Below are 17,410 nucleotides of genomic sequence, written 5' to 3'. Positions count from 1 at the left end.
CGAGAAATCCAAAAAACGAAAATGAGCACTCATGAAAACATCGACAAATCGTAAATCCACCACTCAAAAACGCACCGGCACACCCGCCGATCGGCTTGCCATGCTCGAGGTCGAGCTCAAGGAACTCCGTGCGCTCGCCGCTGCGGCCACGATTGGCGAGGCTTTCGCCGCCGCTGCCCAGGCCCGCTCCAAGATCCTCGAGGTGCGGCGCGAGATCGAGCACATCCACGAGGAATCGATCATCGCCGCCGCCCCCGACGAGGTGGCGAAGCTCGACCTGATGATCCGCCGGGCCACCGCCGACGGCTCGCACGTCGCCGCCAAGGACTTGCTTCGCGCCCGTGGAGAGGCTGTGGCTCGCCGCAACGCCGCCAAGGCCGAGGAGGAGGCGAAGAACCGCCGCGACCCGGCCGTGATGCGCGCGAAGATCATCGAGATCCTCCGCTCCATGCCCGACCGCGCCGTGGACGAGCTGCTTGCCGAGGTCCGCGCCCGCCGCGAGGTTAGCACCAACTGATGGTTGCCCTCGAAGCCGACCTATACGACGACCTCCTCGATGCGGCCGAGTGCTGGCGCGAGGCGGTGGAGCAGGACTTGGCTTCGTGGCTCCGCTGGACGCCGCCCCAGGATGCGTGGCTGAGACTCAATCCTCAGAGCGGAGTCAAGCTTCTTCGCGGCGGCAACCAGGCGATCGGCAAGACCACCTGCGCGATGCAGGAGGTAGATTGGCGCGCTCGAGGAGCGCACCCCCATTACCCCACTCGAAAGCCCCCGGTCGAGATCTGGGTGGTCTGTACCTCGTGGTCGCAGTCGGTGGCGATCCAAACGAAGTTCTGGAGCCTCGCCCGCCGAGACGCGCTCACCCAGGACACGCGCGACCGGTTCCGGCTCGACATCGGATGGGGCAAAGACAACCCGACCGTGCTCTACGCCAACGGCTCAATCGTTCGTTTTCGCACGACCAACCAGGGCGCCAAGGCGCTGGCGGGCTCGTCCGCTACATTCACATCGACGAGCCGACGACCGAGACGGTGTTCCGCGAGCTCCGGAAGCGCATCATGCGCCGCCGGGGACAGATGGGGCTTACCCTCACCCCAGTGAACTGGGACTGCACCTACCTGCGGAGGGAGGTGGAGGCCGGCACGATCGACGAGGTCCACGCGCGGCTGGAGGCGCGCAACCTCATTCCCATCGGCACCGATCGCCCCTTGACGCTCGAGGACCCCCAGACCGGACAGTCGATCCCGATGGACCAGGCGTGGATCGACGAGCAGCGCCGGATCACGCCCGAACGATGGGCCGCCGTCATCCTTGACGGCGAGTGGGAGGGCCGCCCCGAAGGCGTGTTCTTTCGCTGCTTCGACCCCAAGCGGCACGTCGTCGTGGGCCGCATCGACCCGCGCCTCGGTCCCGTCCGCCACCTCCTCGGCTTCGACTACGCCGCCGCCGACCGCGAGATCGGCCACTGCTGCACGCTCGTCCAGGTGCAGGACTACCGCGACGACAACGGCCGCACCCGTCAGCGGATCCTCGCGCTCGACGAGGTGGCGATGGAGGGCCACGCGACGAACGAGCACTTCGCCCGCGAGGTGGTCGCCATGCTTGCGCGCAACGGGCTCCGCTGGTCCGACCTCTACGCCGCGCACGGCGACAACCCGGTGACCAGCGTCTTCGTAAAGAAGTCGAACAGCGAGACGATGAAGGCGATCGCTGCCGAGATCGGAATCCCGAAGACGGCGCTTCGACCGGAGATCCTGTCGGCCAAGGACAACGTCATCAGTCACGCGAGCTTCGATGCCTCCTGTCAGTGGGTGTTCGAGCGGATCGCCTCCGATGCGCTCCACGTGAACGCGCGGTGTAAGACGTTGATTCGTGGCCTCGAAACCTGGGACTACACAAAGCACCACCCGCACAAGGACATCCTCGACAGCTTGCGGTATGCGCTCAAGACCTACGTTTTCCCCTACGGCGGTGCGGCGAACGTCACGGTTCGGGTCCGCTGATGCCGTGTGGTAGCCTAAGGCGGGGCGAGGAGTGGACCTCGGTGTATCGTTTTGATACGCTCGGGGTATGGACGTGAACTCCGACCTCGCGACGACCCCCGCGCCCCCGGATCCGTCCGATGCGGCGCGCGCCACCCACACCCGACTCCGGCGCCGACTGCTCTACTCCTGCCACGAGCAGGACGTGCTCCGGCTCTTGCAGGAGCGTTTGGGCGTCGAGCGGGCCCGCGCCTACGGCCGCCCGGACCTCACCGCGAACGCGTACCTGGGCCTCTGGTCACAGCTCGCCGTCATGTACAACGCGGAGCCCGACGTCCTCGCCCCGCCGGCCTCGTCCGCGCTGGTGTCGATGGTCGCCGATCTCGGTTTCTGGCCGTTCATGCAGCGCGTCCAGCGCGATACGCTCGGCCTGCGTGAGATGGGCGTCCGCCTCGACATCGACGAGGAGTCGGGCACGATCACGTTCCGCCCGGTGTACCCCGACATGGTATCGGCCGAGTGTGACCCGCGCCGGCCGTCGGTGCCGGTGCGGATTCGCGAGTGGGTCGAGCACTGCGGGGAGTTCTACCTCCACGACTGCAACATCCGCGGAACGCCGTACTACACGGTCACCAACAAGGCCGGAAAGGACGTGACCACCGAGATCGTCGGCGGCCCCTACACCGGCAAGGCGTACCCCTACCGCGACGCGACCGGGGCGGCCATCCTCCCGTACGTGCTCTACCACGCCGCGGAGACGGGGTGCCTGTTCGACCCCTACACGCTCCGCGAGGTGGTCGAGGGCTCGCTTAACGTGTGTGTGCTCCTGACCTTCTACGGGCACGTCGTCCAAAACGCGGCCTGGGCACAGCGGTACGCGATCGGCATCGTCCCCCATGGTCAGCGTACCAGCGGCCCCGAGGACGCCCGGCGCACCGAGGTCACCGCGGACCCAGCGACCGTGTTCATGGCCGACGTTGCCGAGGGCACGACGACCCCGATGATCGGCCAGTGGTCGAGCCCCATCGACCCCGAGGCGCTCCTCCGCTCGATCATGGTGTACGAGCGCCGGCTGCACATGCTCGCGAACGTCCAGCCCGCGGACGTGACCCGGCAAGAGGCCGACGTGCGCTCCGGCTACTCGCTGGCGGTGTCGCGGGAGTCGGTGCGCGAGGCGCAGAGCGTCTACGAGCCGCAGTTCCGCCGCGGCGATCAGCAAGTCTTCCGCGTGGCCGCGTGCCTGCTCAACCGCCACACGGGGAGCCGCTACCCGGAGACGGCGGCGGACTACCGGATCACGTACAAGGGGCTTCCCAAGGCACCCGGCGAGCTCGACGCTGAGGCCAAGGCGATCCAGACCGAGCAGGACGCCGGCCGCATCGGGCCGATCACCGCGTACCGCCGCCGCTACCCAGGCACGACCGAGGTGGAGGCGCTGGTCAAGCTCGCGGACGCATCCACCGAGCGGGAGCAGCTCGACGCGCAGATCGCCGCCACCCGCCAGGCCGCCGGCCTCGAGGTGCCGGTGCAGACGGTTGCCATCGACGCCGGCAAAGCACAGAGCATGCAGGCGCTGATCACCTCGACCGCCGCCGGCCAGATCCCGGCCGACACCGCAAAGGCCATGCTGATCGCGGTATACGGCCTGCCCGAGCCCGCCGCCGAGGCCATCGTCGAGCCGATGCGCGAGGCCGAGGCCGAGACACCAGATGCGCCCGACCCGATGGATGGCGCGGGGGAAGCCGAGCAGCCCACCGGCGGGCCCGAGGTCAACGACAATTCCACCGACGGGCCGCCGGAGGACAATCCGGCCGACGGTCCCGAGGACAACGCGGAGAACGACGCATGAGCGAAGCCGAAGGCGCCCCCGGCGCCGGGGAAGGACAGCCGGAAACCCGCACGTCGGATGACGCCGTGCCAGCGTGGAAGTTCGTGAAGATCAAGAAGGAGCGCGACACGTACGCCGGGGAGCTCGAGGCGTTGCGCGCCGAGCTCCAGACCACCCGCACCGCGGCCGAGGCGGGATCCAAGCACGTCGCCCGGATCTCGGAGCTCGAGGAGGAGCTCGGCCTCGTCCGCGTCGGCCTTTCCGACCCCGAGGCGGTGGACGTGGCCCGCACGCTGTACCGCAGACTCCCCGACGACAAGCGGCCCGCCTCAATCACCGAGTGGGTGACGTCCATCAAGGAGGCGCCGCCGAAAGCACTGGCCGGTTACCTGGGCACGCCAGCGGCCGAGGTAGCCGCCCCGCCGCGCCCCACCGGCAACGGTCGCCAGCCCGAGGCCGGTGGCCAGCCGACCGCCGACGCCATCCGCAACGCGCGGCTCAAGGCGATGGGAACGCCGGCCGGGAGCCCCGAGTGGCAGGAGTTCGAGCGCCTCTCCAATGCCGCCCGCCGTCGGTAGTGTATCGAAACGATACACCGCGCCTTGACGTGGCGGGGGGCGACCGAGTAGGCTTCTCGTGGACCCCATCGGATGCGCGACTCCAGGGCGAGAGCTCGAAAGCGTAGGGCCCCGGCGCACCAGCCGACCCGGACGCAACCGGACAAAAAGCGTGGTGAGAGCATGAAACCTCTCAACACGCCCCGCTGCGGGCGACGGTGCCCACGATGGCCAACGAAATCATCATCAGCGGACTCGGCGACCAGACGACGACCGAAGTCCTCGCCGGCAAGATCCTTCTCCTTCTCGCCGACCGCAACGCCCTCCCCAGCCACCCGGCGCTCATGTACGCCGGCAGCGTCAACGGGCGCGGGTCGAACGTGCTCAAGGTTCCCCACGTCGGCCTGATGGGCTACGACCTTGCAGCGCTCACCTCGGAAGGCACCGCGGTCACCAACACCGCGCTCACCGACGCGAGCTCCACGATCACGGTCGTGCGGTACTCGAAGGTCTACCAGGCCAGTGACCAGGCCCGGATGATCGACGCGAACGGCGTGCTCAACATCGACTTCTTCGCGATGGACGCCGTCGTCACCCAGGCCGCCACGCTGCTCTCCCTCGTGGCGAACGTGACCGACGACTTCACCGCGACCCAGGGCACCAGCGGCGCGGACGCCACCTTCGCCAACTTCCTCGACTGCATCACCACGCTCGAGGTCGCGAAGGTGATCGGCCCGTTCCTCGGCATCCTGCACCCGCAGCAGTGGGGCGACATCCGCAAGGACATCGCGACCGCCAGCGGCGGCGCGGTCCAGTGGAACGGCGGCTCGCAGGCCATGCTGGACAAGGCGATGAAGGGTCTCGGCGCGCAGGGCAACTTCTGCGGCGTGGACGTGTTCACGACCGCCTACGTTCCGAACGCCAACGCCGCGGCCGACCGGGCCGGCGGGATCTTCGGGCCGGGCGCCGTCCTCTGGGGCGATGGCGTCATCCCGCTCGAGGCCGACCCCAACCAGGCCCACCTGAACGGCGGCAAGATCCTCTTCGAGCGCGTTCGCACCGGGGCGTCCGGGTACACCGGGTACGTCTCCCACATGGAGGCCGGCGTCTCGCTCGGTATCAACGCGTGCGGTGTGTCGCTGATCACCGACGCGTAGTCGGCCGCTCCAGGTCGGGGGGACGGGTGCCCGGTTCGGTGTCCTTTCCCCCGGCCTCGCCCCCTCGACCTCTCACACAAGGACACCACCCATCATGGCGAAAGCCCCCTCTCACATCGCCGAGCCCGCGCCGAAGGAGACGAAGGTCACCTTCGTATCCGACTCCGGCATCTCGGCCGGGTCCGCATTCGTCCCCGACTCGCCCACAGTCGCCAATCAGATCACGCGCGTCGAGCCGATCCCCGCCTACCAGCTCAAGGCCCACCCCGAGCGGTGGACCGTGATGCGCGGCGAGCTCGTGCCGCTGCTGGGCAAGATCAAGCACATCCGCGGGTTGAACGGCGCCGACGGCGAGCCCGGCAAGCCGGCGCGCATCGCCACCGCCGAGGCCGGAGCCCGCGAGGCCGGGTGGACCCCGATCCCCTTCACCGCCGTGCCGACGTCGGCCGGCGTCTCGTCGTACCTGTGGCGTCCCGAGGGACGTCCCGACGTGCACCTTCACTTCACCGAGCGGGTCTACCCTGGCTCGGCGCGCGTCGAGGCCGACGAGCCCCGCTATGTCGAATGGTGCCGGTGGCTCGTCACGAGCGGGACCATCAGCCCGCCCGCGCCCTACGTCCTCCGCACGATGGAGGCCGAGTATGACCGCCGGTACAACGACGCGTTGAACCGCTCGGCCGACTTCCCGTCCTACAAAGACGTGGCCGATCGCGCGCTCAAGGACCTCGAGGCCATCCGCGCCGAGCTCGCCAAGGTCGAGAGCGCGCCGTCCAAGCCCGACACCGCCTTCGTTGGGGCGCCGTGATGGCCGTGCCGACCACCAGCGAAATTCGCTCCACCCTCGTCGAGCGGATGCGGCAGAGCGGCTTCGACAAGAAGTCGGCCGAGCAGCACGCCGAACAGTCCGTCCGTCGGGTCCACGAACAGGGTGAGCGCACCGGACAGGCCGGCAGCAACGCCCGTCGGGACTGCGACACCGAGAAGAGGTGATCCATGGCCGTGACTCCCTACACCTACCGCATTCCCGTCCAGGCGCCCGGCCTGGCCATCGTGCCCGTCAGCGGGCAGGGGCTTCCTTCGTTCGTCGGCCGCAACCGGCTGTCCAGCCGGTATGAGCTGTTCTGGATGGCAGGAATGCGCGGCAAGCCGTCGCTCAACGCCGACATCCAGGCGCTGGCCGAGTCCACCCGCATGATTGCGGATCCCGACTTCGAGATCCTTGGCACCAACGCCGACTCGACGTGCTCCGCGTTCTACGCGGAGGGCGGGATCACCCTCACCACGAAGACGACGTCGGGCGACCAGGTGATCCTCCTGCCGCACCTCGACGCCAACCAGAGCGGATGGGCCCAGACAACCTGGGGCACGGACCAGTCCGTGATCTGGGAGTGCTGGGTCAAGACCGGCAGCGCGATCACGACCTCGACGCTGTGGGCGGGCCTCAAGCTCACCAACACCGCCGTGGTCGCCACCGACAACGATCAGGCGTTCTTGCGCTACCAGTCGGGCGTCAACTCTGGCAAGTGGCAGGCGATCTCGTCCATCGCCAACACCGACACGTCCGCGGACACCGGCGTGACGGCGGCGGTGTCCACCTGGTACCACTTCGCGATCGTCATCCGGTCAGACCGGGTCGCCGAGTTCTACATCAACGAGGAGAAGGTAGCACAGTCGGGCGCGCTCACCGACGCCACCGATCTGATCCCCTACATCGGCGTGGAGACGAACACCACCGCGGCCCGCTCCATCGTCGTTCACGGCCAGGGCATCAGCCGGGCGCGGCTGTAGTCGATGGCCTACACCGAGTACGGCGCCCGCACCGCCACCCGCACGTACATCGAGCGGGACCGGCCAACGCCGCTTTCGGTGGGCCTCTACCGAGACGGGGCGCTCGTTGCCCCGTCCTCGGGCACCGTGTCGGTCTACAACGCCGCCAACACCGCTGTCGTCTCGGCGGCCTCGGTGACGATCACGTCGTCGAAAGCGACATACACCGTCCTTGCCGCGTCGGTGTCGTCGGAGTCGCTTGGCTCCGGCTGGCGCGTCGAGTGGTCGCTCACAATGCCCGACGGGTACGTGCATCTCGTCCGCTCGTCGGCCTCGCTCGTCCGGGTGCGTCATACGTGCCCGATCACCGACGACGACCTGACCGCGCTGCACCCCGACCTCGACAGCTATTTTCCCACCGGCCAGACGACCTGGCAGACCCAGATCGACACGGTCTGGGAGGATGCCCAGGGCTGGCTGGAGGCACGCGGGCGCCGGCCGTACCTCATCACGGACGCCTCGGCGCTGCGGCCCTGGATCCGCTACCTCGCGCTCGAGACGGTGTGCCGGTCGCTCGCTGGGGACGGCGACGAGAACAACAAGTGGGCCCGGCTCGCCGATCTCTACACCGGCAAGGCGCGCGAGGAGCGCGACACTCTCACGCTTGAGTACGACGAGAGCGACACCGGCCAGAGCAGCGCCACCCAGCGCGCCGCAGCTCGGCCAGTGGTCTGGCTCGGACAGTACAGCAACGGCCCGCGGGGGACGCGCTCGTGGCCCTGACCCACTCCGCGCTGCGCCAGGCGCTCGCCACCCGCATCGCCGGGATTTCCGGCTGGTGGGAGGCGCCCGTCCCCGCCGACAGCTTCTCACCGTCTGCGGTGCCCGACGCCATTCCGGCCAGCAAGGCGCACCTCGCCTTTGCGGTCGGCCTGGGCGAGTCCACGATCATCGACGGGCGGCACAAGGCCTCTGTCGGCGTCCATCTCCACACCCCCGCCCGACTGCGCTTCTACGCGCGCCACACACCCGGCATGACGATCAGTCAGACCAGCCAGGACGCCGCGCTCGATGCCCGGCAGGCGCTGATCGTCCGGGTGATGGCCCAGGACGCGACGTGGCCGAGCAGCTTTCAGATCGCGCGGATCCTTGCGATCCCCGAGCTCGTCCTCTTGCCGACCGGGGAGTGGTTCCTCGGCGGGCTTGACGTCGAGTGCCTTCACCCCCTCCCGCTTTCGTAGGAGCTTCGCATGGCCCTTTCCGCCGTTCCCATGATCCCGCGCGATGCGGTGATCACCATCGAGGACAACACCGGGGGCACGCCGCTCAAGGCCACCGTTACCTACGAGGACGGGGATTTCAGCTTCGACCCGGTGGAGGAGGGCTACATGAGCACCGTGATCCTCAAGGATCGCGGGATGCACTACGCCATCCGCAAGACCGAAGAGCAGGACCTCAGCTTCACCTTCTCGGCCCACGCCACCGACTTTTCCGACGCGACCGAAAAGACGCTGTGGGACGTTGTCATGAAGACCGGCGCGTTTGCTTCGGGTGTTTCGACCTTCGGCAGCAACGCCGACGCGTGGACCACGAAGCTGACGTTCACCGTCGAGGCCACCAACTACGGGCTGTCGGCGGACCACGTCGTGACGTTCACCAAGTGCCGCTGCTCGATCAGCTTCGCCGAGGGCATCCCCGGCAAGTTCACGATCAAGGGGATGATCTTCAACCCGTCCAGCACGATCTCCGTCACCTGATCCCGCAGGAGCGCGCCACCATGGCCAAGGACACCACGATCACCATCACGCTCAAGGGGGAGGCCATCGAGGCAACGCCCCCGCCCCTGTTCGCCATCCGCGAGGAGATCGTCCTCGCGTGGCACGATGCCAAGGCGGCCGGGGCGCTGCAGCGCGTTCGCTCGACCGCGATCCTCCTGTCCTGCCCGAAGCTCCTCAAGGAGTCGGGATACGACTACGCGCGCGCGAAGTTCGACCCCCTCAACTTCGGCGGCGCCGCCTACTCCTGGTTGCGCGAGAAGCACGGCGCCACGCTCGCCGAGGTCGCAACCGCCGGGGACGCGCTGATCGTCGCGATGTCCGAGGACCTGTTCCCGCGCGAAGCGGAGGTGCAGGAGCGCAAGGGTTTTTCGCCAGCCGCCGCGGTCGGGTAGAGCGCGTGTCCCTCGCGCTGTCCCTCCGATACGGCGGCGGCGACCTCGACTGGTTCGCCAAGCTCCCGCGGTCCCGCCAGATCGACCTGCTCGCGCTGCAATCGCTTGAGGCGGACGAGGCCACCGAACGTCAGCGCCCGCGGGGCCGCTGATGCCGGTCACCCGCTACACCAACGGCGCCGTCACGGTCACGCTCGACGACGGGATCGACCAGTTCGTGCGCTCGATGCTGTCGGCGGCCGAGACGGAGAGCCTTGCCGTCCTCGAAGCCGAGGCCGAGGCTATCGCCGCCCAGGCCCGCCGCGAGTGGTACGGCCCCGACGGCGTGACGCGGCGTACCGGCAAGAGCGGCGACATCGTGGCCGTCTCGACGTTCGACACGGTGGCTGGCGAGGTCCGCGTCACCGTCGGCTCGACCGACACCCGCACCGAGCGGGGCAAGCCGGTTGCGGCGCTCGTCCACCGGCCAACGGCAACGAGCAAGATCATCCGCCCCGCGAAGCAGGCCGACTTCGACGCCGGCCGCGCGCAGCACAGCCCGCCGGGCCAGAAGCTCAAGAACCACGGGATCGTGGTGGAGAGCAACCCGAAGGCCAGCGACGGGAAGCAGCTCATGGTCGAGTTTGTCCGCCGCCCGGTCACGCGCCGACTGCGGGCGCTGATTCCCAAGCTCGGCCAGGCCATCGCGCTCAAGGCCGGAGGTGCCCGTGGCTAACCCCGTCGTCGGCATCGACATCGCCGTCCGCCTCGACCAGCTCAAGGCCCAGCTCGCCAGCATCCCCGACATCGGCGGCAAGGCGGCCAAGGACCTCACGGCGCAGCTCTCCCGCGAGATCAAGCAGGCCGAGGAGGCGGCAAAACGCGCCAAGAAGCCGACCCAGGACCTTCGCAACGAGACAACGCGCTTCGCAGACGCGGCCGGAGCGGCGGGTTCCGGCGCCAAGAAGCTGCGCGGCCTGTTCGGCATGCTCGGGTCCGAAGCGTCCGCGCTGGCTGGCTTTGTGGACGACGCCGGGGACGCGGTGGAGGTGTTCTCCGGCGTGTCGGGTGCCAGCGCCGCGGCGGCGGGTGGAACTGCAGCAGCCCTCGCCGCGCTCGCTCTCGCCTACCAGGCCACGACCGGCGACATCGCCCGCGCCGCCGAGACGTCGGCCAGCCTGCAGCGCGCCCACGAGTCGCTGATCCCGGCCGAGCGCGAGCTCCGCGACGTTCAGATCGACGTGGCCCTCGCCACCGGCCAGATGAACGAGGAGATGGCCGCCAGCGCCCGCCTCGCCAACAAGGCGCGCGACGCGATGACGGACTTCGCCGTCGCCCAGAACGAGGAGCGCAAGGCCCTGCGGGAGAGTACGGCCAGCGCTGAGCAGTGGCTGTCGATCATCGACAAGGACTCCATCGTCGGTGGGATGGTAGACGCCGTCGCTGGGTGGTCCAACACCATCAGCGAGAACAAGACCCGCGAGGATGCGCTGAATGCCGCACTGGTCGAGCAGCACGATACGATCAAGCAGGCTCGGCAAGAAACGGACCTGCTGACCGACGCGACGAAGAAGAACACCGCCGCCGACACGAGCGCCAAGGAGGCGAAGGAGGCCGCGTATCAGGCGCGGCTGTGGAACCTCAAGAAGCAGGAACAGGTTGAGCGGGATGCCATCCTCGGTCGCCAGGAGATGGACGCCGCTGCGGTGAAGTCGGCCATGCTTGACGAGGAGGCGCGCACCAAAAAGGCCGAGGAGGAGACGCAGAAGCGGATCGAACTTGCCAAGCTGGAAGCCGAGGCGCAGGCCGCCGCACAGGAGCAGGTAATCGGCGCCTATGCGAGCATGGCCGGCTCCGTCGCCAGCATTGCAGGCACAATGGCCGAGACGGTCGGAGCCGAGCATCAGCAGGCGGCCCTCGCGTGGTTCGGCGTCCAGAAAGGCGCCGCGATGGTCGAGGCCGGCATCAACACCATCCTCGCCGTCAGCAAGGCCAACACCGCCACCCCCTACCCGCCTGTGAACGCCGTCCTCATGGCCGCCGCCGGCGCGATGGGCGTGGCTCAAGAGGTCGCCATCGCCGCCCAGCCGCCCCCGAGCTTCGCCGACACGCCCGGCGTCATGCAGATGACTGGCGGCGGGGCGGTCAACCTCGCGGCCGGCGACTACTTCGCCGCCGCCAAGGACCCCGCCGAGCTCCAGCGACAGGCCGGCGCCACCGACGCAACCGCGGACTACCGCAGCGGCGGCGGCACCTACACTGTGATCGGGCACCGAGCGTTCGGGCGCTTCATCAGCGACGACATCCGCGACCGTACCCCGCTCTCCACCCTATTCGGCGCGCGGCGTGACCGACCGCTTGGACGGCGCGCGTGACCAGGTCGCGCTGGACGCGCGAGGAGCTCCGTGGGCACGCGCTGGCGTGGCTGGTGGATCTCTCCTACGGCGGTCACGTCCTGCGGATGGCCACTCACGAGCTCGATGTCGGCAGCAGCAACGGCGACCTCCACTACGTCGGAACCTGCGACCCGATGGTCTACCAGCGTGCGATCGACCTGTTCAGCCGGCAAGCCGAGGAGGACTCGATCGCGGTGGAGTGCCGCGCACCCGCCGACGTCCCGACGCTCGCCAGCCAGGGGCACCGGCTCGACGGCTCGCGCGTCCAGGTGTCCCAGGTGCGCGTGCGCGTGGACGGCGCTGGGGTGGCCGCAGTGGACGACTACGAGGACCGGCGCGTGCTGCTTACCGGCACCGTGCGCGATGCCGAGTATGGGCCCTACGCGCAAGGGTCGGCGGCCCTACGCTTTTCGGTGCTCCGGCGGCTCAAGCGGACCCGCGCCAAGGTCCCGGCGACCTGGGAAGCGGTGTCGGCGACGACGTGGCCCACGACGTACCTGCGAGGCGAGGACCTCGGCATCAGCTACCCGGTCGTCATCGGCTACCCCGGCCGGGACACGCGGAGTCAGGACGGCTTCATCCCGGCGTGGCAGTCGGTCTACGCCCGGAGGCAGTACCTTTATCAGGTCCTCGTTGCCGGCCTCGGCACGCTCGATGCGACGACCATGCGGATCTGCACCGAGGCCGACACCATCGGCACCGACGTGACCCTGACGACGACGTACCGGGACTACGAGGCGGCGGCGACCGTCGAGGCGCTCGACCGGCTCGACCAGCGCGTCACCGTCGTGGACTACCATGACCAGGGCTACTACATCGGCGGCGCGTCGGAGCTCACCTCGAGCTACCACGCGGACGCGGCCGACAAGGACGAAACGCCCATCCACTGTGCCCTGACCCAATCGGGCGGCGGTGGGATGCTGGTGGGCGGCAAAGTGCTGCGCGGCGCCGGGGACGTGATCGTGTGGCTGCTTGAGCGGGCTGGCGTCCCTGTCGATGCGGGATCGGCCTCGGTGCTCAACTGCTACTTCATCGACGCCGTGATCGCCGAGTCCGTGGCGCCGTTGGATTGGCTGCGCGAGGAGCTTTTGCCCCTGCTGCCGGTGTCGCTGGTGGACGGTGAGGCCGGCGTGCGCGTCGTTGGTTGGGCGCCCGGTCGCGGTCCTGCGGACGCGACCTTCGACCTGGACGCCGACGCCAATCCACTGCTCTGGCCCGCCGAGCGGATGCAAGAGACGGACTCGACCGCCAATCACTTCACGCTTCGGTATGGGTGGAATCAGCTCAGCAAGCGATACCGATACACCACCCGCGTCGGCCCCAAGGCGGTCGAAAGCGGCGACCAGGCGTCCGTCGTCATCCGCTCCCAAGGCGGCGCCACGGCCACCTATGCGGGTGTGCGGATTCAGTTCATTCAGGCCGGTTCGGCGGGAGTTGGCTGGACGGTGACTTGCACCGACACCGGCGTCGAGGGCGTCACGGTCACCACCGCGTTGAGGCTAATTGCGGTGACGTTTGACGGAGGAGCCACAACGTCCAGCACGCTCGCCGCCACCCTGAACGCCGCCGCCGGGTTTGCCGCCATCGCCACCGCACCGCCACCGTCACCGATGACGACGGCACCACGATCACCTGGATGTCCACGTCCACCGCGTCGGTCACCCTCCAGATCCAGGACCTCGGCACCGCCGAGAACGCCGCCTGCCGCCGCGCCTACGACCAGCGGCGCCGGGAGGAGGGCGGCGACCCGCTCGAGGAGGACGAGCTCGAGACGGGGCTCATCTACGACCACGACACCGCTCAGCGCGTCCTCGATGTGCGCGCACGGCTCTACGCAGGCACCCAGCGGCGGCAGAGCATCGAGGGTCCAGAGGCGGACCTTGCCGGAATCGACCTCGGCGACACCGGCACCTACACGGACTCCCTCCTGGCGGCATCCAATCTGCTCGGCACGGTCGAGGCCATCGAGGAGCGCAGCACGGGCACCACGGCGATACGGATGGTGTTCCTCGATGAGTAGACTCCATGCGTGACGTACTGATTCCCATTGTCCCCGCCGTGCGTCGTCCCACGTCGGATATGGCGAACACCTACGTCGATTCCGTTTCCGGCGTGTTGTCCGCGCGATTGAATGACGGCTCGGTGGTGACGCTCGGTGGAGGTGGCGGTGGAGGCGCCCCCACGACCGCCGACTACCTCGTCCGCACCGCCAACGGCTCACTCTCTGCGGAGCGGGTCGTCACCGACACCGCCACGATCACCTGGGATTGGTCGACCGCCGGTCAGGCCAAGGCCAGCGCCGTCCTCGGCAGTGGCGGGGCCCTCGCCTACGCCGACACCAGCACGTTTGGGCGGTCCCTCATCGACGACGCCGACGCCGCGACCGCTCGGACCACCCTGGGCGCAGTCGGCACGGCGCGCTCGATTTTGACCTTGTCTCCACTGTCGGGCGGTGGCGACCTCTCGGCTGACCGCACCCTGTCCCTCATCGCCAACGGAATCACCGACAGCTATCTACGCCAGGGCGCCGGCACGTCGGTGATCGGCCGCTCGGCCGGGACCACCGGCAACGTGGCGGACATCGCCGCGACGGCAGACGGGCAGGTGCTCACGCGCTCGAGCGGTGCCCTCGTCTGGGCGGCGCCGGCCGACCTTTCGACCGTGCTTACCTCTGCATCGACGATCGCGGCAAACGCTTGCCGCACGGTCGGACCAAACTACACCATCGACACCGGGGATCTCACCATCGCGGGCGATCTCGTGGTAGGAGGCTGACATGGCCGGCACAATCACCCGCACGCAGGCCGCAACCGCCAACACCCCCGGCGCCGGCTACAACATCGACGGCGTGGGCGCCGACCGCCGGCCCTACAGCCTCGACGATAAGGGCGTGTTCAACGTCCTTTCCGATCACGCCGACATCAACTACCTCCGCAACTCCGGCTGGTGGTTTGCCCAGCGGCAGGCGCCGGGCACGCTCACGACGTACTCCAACGTCGGCGGCCGGATCATTTGCGCGGACGGGTGGGGGATCAGCAACGAGAACGCCTCAACGCAGTACCGGCGCGTGGACACGTCCGGAGCCAAGGAAACGGGCCTACAGTCCCGCTTTTGGGGGGAGTTCACCAAGATCACCAGCACCGGCAAGATCGCCGTCTGCCAGGTGATCGAGGGTCAGGAGGCAATGAACCTCCGCGGGCGCACCGTTCGGTTCCAGACCTGGGCAAAGGCGATTATCGGTACCCCGATCAGCCTCAAGATCGGCGTGATGTCCTGGTCGGGCACCGTGGACAGCGTCCCGAACGGCGCCGGCCTCATGTGGAGTGCCTTTGGGGCGAACGGCGTGGATCCGACGCTGGCGGCCTCGTTCGCGTGGCTCGCGCCCAAGAGCGGCGTCACCCCCGACAACGCAACTGCCTCCACCAACGCGGTCGTCGCGAGCGCAACGACGACATGGCAGCGGTTCGGCATGGTCTGCGACGTCCCCGACACCTGCAAGAACCTGATCGTGGTGGTCTGGTCCGACAACCAGGTGATCGCCACCAACGGGTTCGGCCTCGCTCAGTGCTCGCTGACCGACGGCTACGAGGTGCAGGACTGGAGCCCGATGGACTCGCAGCGTGAACTTGTCCGCGTCCAGCGGTACTACGTCAAGACTTTCGACCTCGACACGCTGCCCAACACGAACGTCGGGGCCGCTACGGGGGCCGTCGCGTCGATCATCGGCAAAGCCGGGGCCACCGCCCTCGCCTCACACATCGTCTGGCGCTACCCCACCACGCTGGTCAAGGCGGCCACGACGATCACGCAGTACAACCCGGAGGGTGCCGGAAACGCGCCTTTCCGCACGACCGGCACAACGCCCGCCGTTCAGACGGCCTCGGCCACCGCGAACAGCACCAGCACCGGCGTCGTCATCACCTCCACGGGTGACGCAGCCGGCGCCGTCGGCGACCGCGTACATGTCCACCTCACCGCCGACGCGGAGCTCTGATGGGAACGAAGCGCGACCCGAAGGGCGACCGGCGCGGAATCCTGCTGCCGCTGCCCGAGATCAAGAACGCCACGATCACCACCACGGGCAACTTCGTGAGCGGCCCGATCCCTGGCGGCGCCGTGCCCGAGCGGACAACGCGGATGCAACTCGTCACCAGCGGCACGCTCGACGGTGAGCTCGACCAGATTCGGATTGCGACGGCGCGTGAGGGCGGGGTAGGGGACGCAACGATCCGGTGGCAGTACACCACAGGGTCGCTCTGCTCGTGGGATCCGCCGGTGATGATCTCCGGCTTCGAGTTCGTTGACCGCTCGACGACCGCGAACAAGTACACCCGCCCGCACGCGATCCGCGTGCCGAGCACGGGCCGGTCGGTGGTTGTGGTGGTGCAAGACCTCAACGTCGTCCAGGTCTGGACGCAGGGCGGCACCGGGCTGTGGACCTCGGTCACCGTTGAGGACACCGGCGACGACACCGCCGCCTGTCTCTGCGCGCTCCCGTCGGGCCGGCTGGTCTGCCTCTACATCGCTCCGGCGACCACGGGCGGCTCGACCAGCCAGATCCGCGCCGCCTACAGCGACGACAACGGCGCCACCTGGACGGTGTCGGCCTCGGATTGCCTGGAGACGCCGCTCAGCAAGGCGACGGACAAGTACAAGCGGATCCGGGCGGCGCATCTGAACGGGGCGATCTCGGTGCTCCTCTGGGAGTCGGACGCTACCGACACGATTTACCAGTACGTGAGCACCACCGAGGGCTCGACGCTGACCGCCGTAGAGACGTTCTCCATCGCAAACAAGGCGTGTCCCGACCTCGTGTCGGCGCGCGGATTCCTTCACGTCCTGACGGTCGAGTACGAGACGCTCACGGGGTCTGACTACGTCGGCCGTTACCGCCGCTTGTCGTCTGCCACCCAGCCGCTTTCTTCGGCTGCGGTGGTGCCGACCCAAGCCGCGGTTGCCGGGAACACGATGGAGTGGGGCAGTTACGCCGCGGGGGTCTTCACCGCCGCCGAGGCCGCGCTCATCGTGGACGATGACGGCGACCTGTGGGCGTACTCTTGCGACCACGCCGCCGGTCACGAGGTCTTTGTCCGTCACTCGACCGATGGCGGCGACACGTGGGCGCAGAACGGGGCAAGCTCGCACACAGCCAAAGGCACCCTGCCGTTCTGGTCGGGCGCTTCGACCGACCGCCTGAAAGACATCGCGGTCGCTCCCGAGCGTGGCCGGGCCGTCCTGTTCAGCCGCTCGGCCGCTGGCGCCGCGACCGCCGATGATTCTCTCCTGGCGACCTACCTGGGCGGATGGTCGACCGTTGGCTTTCCCCAGGACACAACCGCCGCTCGGCGTGCGGGTGTAGCCGGGTGGGATGTGCCGTGGCTTCCAATCGAAAAGCCACAGGATTTGGGCGCCATCTGGAGCGCAAACGGTGCGGGCACCGACACGCTTGGGGCCTCGGGCCTCACCGTCACCACCGTAGCCAACACCCGGTACTACGAGACGACCCCCACGCTCACCAGCCCGGCCGCCGATGGCCTGCTGTGGGAGGGGCACGTCTCGGCCGGCGCCGCCACC

The 17,410-nt window shown here is 68.6% G+C and carries 20 protein-coding genes; all 20 read left to right on the top strand.

The annotated features are described in order from the left end of the window. Nucleotides 1-31: 31 nt before the first annotated feature. Complete coding sequence (locus tag EBS11_RS26165) at nt 32-517, top strand: hypothetical protein (RefSeq protein WP_290608036.1); 486 nt, start codon at nt 32-34, stop codon at nt 515-517. Then, entirely contained in the window at nt 517-1,101 is a 585-nt protein-coding gene (locus EBS11_RS26160) for a hypothetical protein (protein WP_290608035.1), read from the top strand. The genes EBS11_RS26165 and EBS11_RS26160 overlap by 1 nt, the downstream gene beginning before the upstream one ends. After that, the gene (locus EBS11_RS26155; RefSeq protein ID WP_290608034.1) at nt 1,059-2,003 is read left to right on the top strand and encodes a hypothetical protein; all 945 of its coding nucleotides are present in this window, start codon (nt 1,059-1,061) and stop codon (nt 2,001-2,003) included. Before EBS11_RS26160 ends, EBS11_RS26155 begins: the two co-directional genes overlap by 43 nt. 67 nt (nt 2,004-2,070) lie before the next feature. Further along, on the top strand, nt 2,071-3,831 hold the full coding sequence (locus tag EBS11_RS26150; RefSeq protein WP_290608033.1) for a hypothetical protein: 1,761 nt from the start codon (nt 2,071-2,073) through the stop codon (nt 3,829-3,831). Further along, on the top strand, nt 3,828-4,388 hold the full coding sequence (locus EBS11_RS26145; RefSeq protein ID WP_290608032.1) for a hypothetical protein: 561 nt from the start codon (nt 3,828-3,830) through the stop codon (nt 4,386-4,388). Before EBS11_RS26150 ends, EBS11_RS26145 begins: the two co-directional genes overlap by 4 nt. 206 nt (nt 4,389-4,594) lie before the next feature. After that, nucleotides 4,595-5,524, top strand: coding sequence for a hypothetical protein (locus EBS11_RS26140; RefSeq protein WP_290608031.1), 930 nt, complete (start codon nt 4,595-4,597; stop codon nt 5,522-5,524). Nucleotides 5,525-5,618: 94 nt separating this feature from the next. After that, complete coding sequence (locus EBS11_RS26135; protein ID WP_290608030.1) at nt 5,619-6,329, top strand: hypothetical protein; 711 nt, start codon at nt 5,619-5,621, stop codon at nt 6,327-6,329. Beyond that, a complete protein-coding gene (locus tag EBS11_RS26130) occupies nt 6,329-6,514 on the top strand; it encodes a hypothetical protein (protein WP_290608029.1) in 186 nt (61 codons plus the stop codon). The genes EBS11_RS26135 and EBS11_RS26130 overlap by 1 nt, the downstream gene beginning before the upstream one ends. Nucleotides 6,515-6,517: 3 nt before the next feature. Continuing rightward, the gene (locus EBS11_RS26125) at nt 6,518-7,312 is read left to right on the top strand and encodes a hypothetical protein (protein WP_290608028.1); all 795 of its coding nucleotides are present in this window, start codon (nt 6,518-6,520) and stop codon (nt 7,310-7,312) included. A gap of 3 nt (nt 7,313-7,315) precedes the next feature. Beyond that, nucleotides 7,316-8,074 carry a hypothetical protein gene (locus EBS11_RS26120; protein WP_290608027.1) on the top strand — a complete coding sequence of 253 codons (759 nt, stop codon included), beginning with the start codon at nt 7,316-7,318 and terminating at the stop codon, nt 8,072-8,074. After that, nucleotides 8,065-8,532, top strand: coding sequence for a hypothetical protein (locus tag EBS11_RS26115; RefSeq protein WP_290608026.1), 468 nt, complete (start codon nt 8,065-8,067; stop codon nt 8,530-8,532). The genes EBS11_RS26120 and EBS11_RS26115 overlap by 10 nt, the downstream gene beginning before the upstream one ends. A gap of 9 nt (nt 8,533-8,541) precedes the next feature. After that, a complete protein-coding gene (locus tag EBS11_RS26110; RefSeq protein ID WP_290608025.1) occupies nt 8,542-9,048 on the top strand; it encodes a hypothetical protein in 507 nt (168 codons plus the stop codon). A gap of 20 nt (nt 9,049-9,068) precedes the next feature. After that, complete coding sequence (locus tag EBS11_RS26105; protein WP_290608024.1) at nt 9,069-9,461, top strand: hypothetical protein; 393 nt, start codon at nt 9,069-9,071, stop codon at nt 9,459-9,461. Between the two features lie 5 nt (nt 9,462-9,466). After that, the gene (locus EBS11_RS26100) at nt 9,467-9,613 is read left to right on the top strand and encodes a hypothetical protein (protein WP_290608023.1); all 147 of its coding nucleotides are present in this window, start codon (nt 9,467-9,469) and stop codon (nt 9,611-9,613) included. Beyond that, on the top strand, nt 9,613-10,176 hold the full coding sequence (locus EBS11_RS26095) for a hypothetical protein (protein WP_290608022.1): 564 nt from the start codon (nt 9,613-9,615) through the stop codon (nt 10,174-10,176). Before EBS11_RS26100 ends, EBS11_RS26095 begins: the two co-directional genes overlap by 1 nt. Further along, nucleotides 10,169-11,815, top strand: coding sequence for a hypothetical protein (locus EBS11_RS26090; protein ID WP_290608021.1), 1,647 nt, complete (start codon nt 10,169-10,171; stop codon nt 11,813-11,815). The genes EBS11_RS26095 and EBS11_RS26090 overlap by 8 nt, the downstream gene beginning before the upstream one ends. A gap of 53 nt (nt 11,816-11,868) precedes the next feature. Beyond that, nucleotides 11,869-13,869, top strand: a complete 2,001-nt coding sequence (locus EBS11_RS26085; RefSeq protein ID WP_290608020.1) for a hypothetical protein — start codon at nt 11,869-11,871, stop codon at nt 13,867-13,869. Beyond that, a complete protein-coding gene (locus tag EBS11_RS26080; protein ID WP_290608019.1) occupies nt 13,862-14,611 on the top strand; it encodes a hypothetical protein in 750 nt (249 codons plus the stop codon). Before EBS11_RS26085 ends, EBS11_RS26080 begins: the two co-directional genes overlap by 8 nt. Nucleotide 14,612: 1 nt before the next feature. Further along, entirely contained in the window at nt 14,613-15,830 is a 1,218-nt protein-coding gene (locus EBS11_RS26075; RefSeq protein ID WP_290608018.1) for a hypothetical protein, read from the top strand. Beyond that, a partial coding sequence (locus EBS11_RS26070) for a sialidase family protein (RefSeq protein ID WP_290608017.1) occupies nt 15,830-17,410 on the top strand: 1,581 nt, incomplete at its 3' end. The genes EBS11_RS26075 and EBS11_RS26070, both read left to right, overlap by 1 nt.

The organism is Janthinobacterium sp., from assembly GCF_009923995.1.
In the GTDB taxonomy this organism is placed as follows: Bacteria; Pseudomonadota; Gammaproteobacteria; order Burkholderiales; family Burkholderiaceae_D; genus Janthinobacterium.
This window is presented reverse-complemented; position numbering and strand designations above follow the sequence as displayed.

Bases quoted from the DNA above. Each gene is read 5' to 3' on its own strand.
- EBS11_RS26165 (WP_290608036.1), top strand. From the start codon at position 32: ATGAAAACATCGACAAATCGTAAATCCACCACTCAAAAACGCACCGGC.
- EBS11_RS26160 (WP_290608035.1), top strand. From the start codon at position 517: ATGGTTGCCCTCGAAGCCGACCTATACGACGACCTCCTCGATGCGGCC.
- EBS11_RS26155 (WP_290608034.1), top strand. From the start codon at position 1,059: ATGCGCCGCCGGGGACAGATGGGGCTTACCCTCACCCCAGTGAACTGG.
- EBS11_RS26150 (WP_290608033.1), top strand. From the start codon at position 2,071: ATGGACGTGAACTCCGACCTCGCGACGACCCCCGCGCCCCCGGATCCG.
- EBS11_RS26145 (WP_290608032.1), top strand. From the start codon at position 3,828: ATGAGCGAAGCCGAAGGCGCCCCCGGCGCCGGGGAAGGACAGCCGGAA.
- EBS11_RS26140 (WP_290608031.1), top strand. From the start codon at position 4,595: ATGGCCAACGAAATCATCATCAGCGGACTCGGCGACCAGACGACGACC.
- EBS11_RS26135 (WP_290608030.1), top strand. From the start codon at position 5,619: ATGGCGAAAGCCCCCTCTCACATCGCCGAGCCCGCGCCGAAGGAGACG.
- EBS11_RS26130 (WP_290608029.1), top strand. From the start codon at position 6,329: ATGGCCGTGCCGACCACCAGCGAAATTCGCTCCACCCTCGTCGAGCGG.
- EBS11_RS26125 (WP_290608028.1), top strand. From the start codon at position 6,518: ATGGCCGTGACTCCCTACACCTACCGCATTCCCGTCCAGGCGCCCGGC.
- EBS11_RS26120 (WP_290608027.1), top strand. From the start codon at position 7,316: ATGGCCTACACCGAGTACGGCGCCCGCACCGCCACCCGCACGTACATC.
- EBS11_RS26110 (WP_290608025.1), top strand. From the start codon at position 8,542: ATGGCCCTTTCCGCCGTTCCCATGATCCCGCGCGATGCGGTGATCACC.
- EBS11_RS26105 (WP_290608024.1), top strand. From the start codon at position 9,069: ATGGCCAAGGACACCACGATCACCATCACGCTCAAGGGGGAGGCCATC.
- EBS11_RS26095 (WP_290608022.1), top strand. From the start codon at position 9,613: ATGCCGGTCACCCGCTACACCAACGGCGCCGTCACGGTCACGCTCGAC.
- EBS11_RS26080 (WP_290608019.1), top strand. From the start codon at position 13,862: ATGCGTGACGTACTGATTCCCATTGTCCCCGCCGTGCGTCGTCCCACG.
- EBS11_RS26075 (WP_290608018.1), top strand. From the start codon at position 14,613: ATGGCCGGCACAATCACCCGCACGCAGGCCGCAACCGCCAACACCCCC.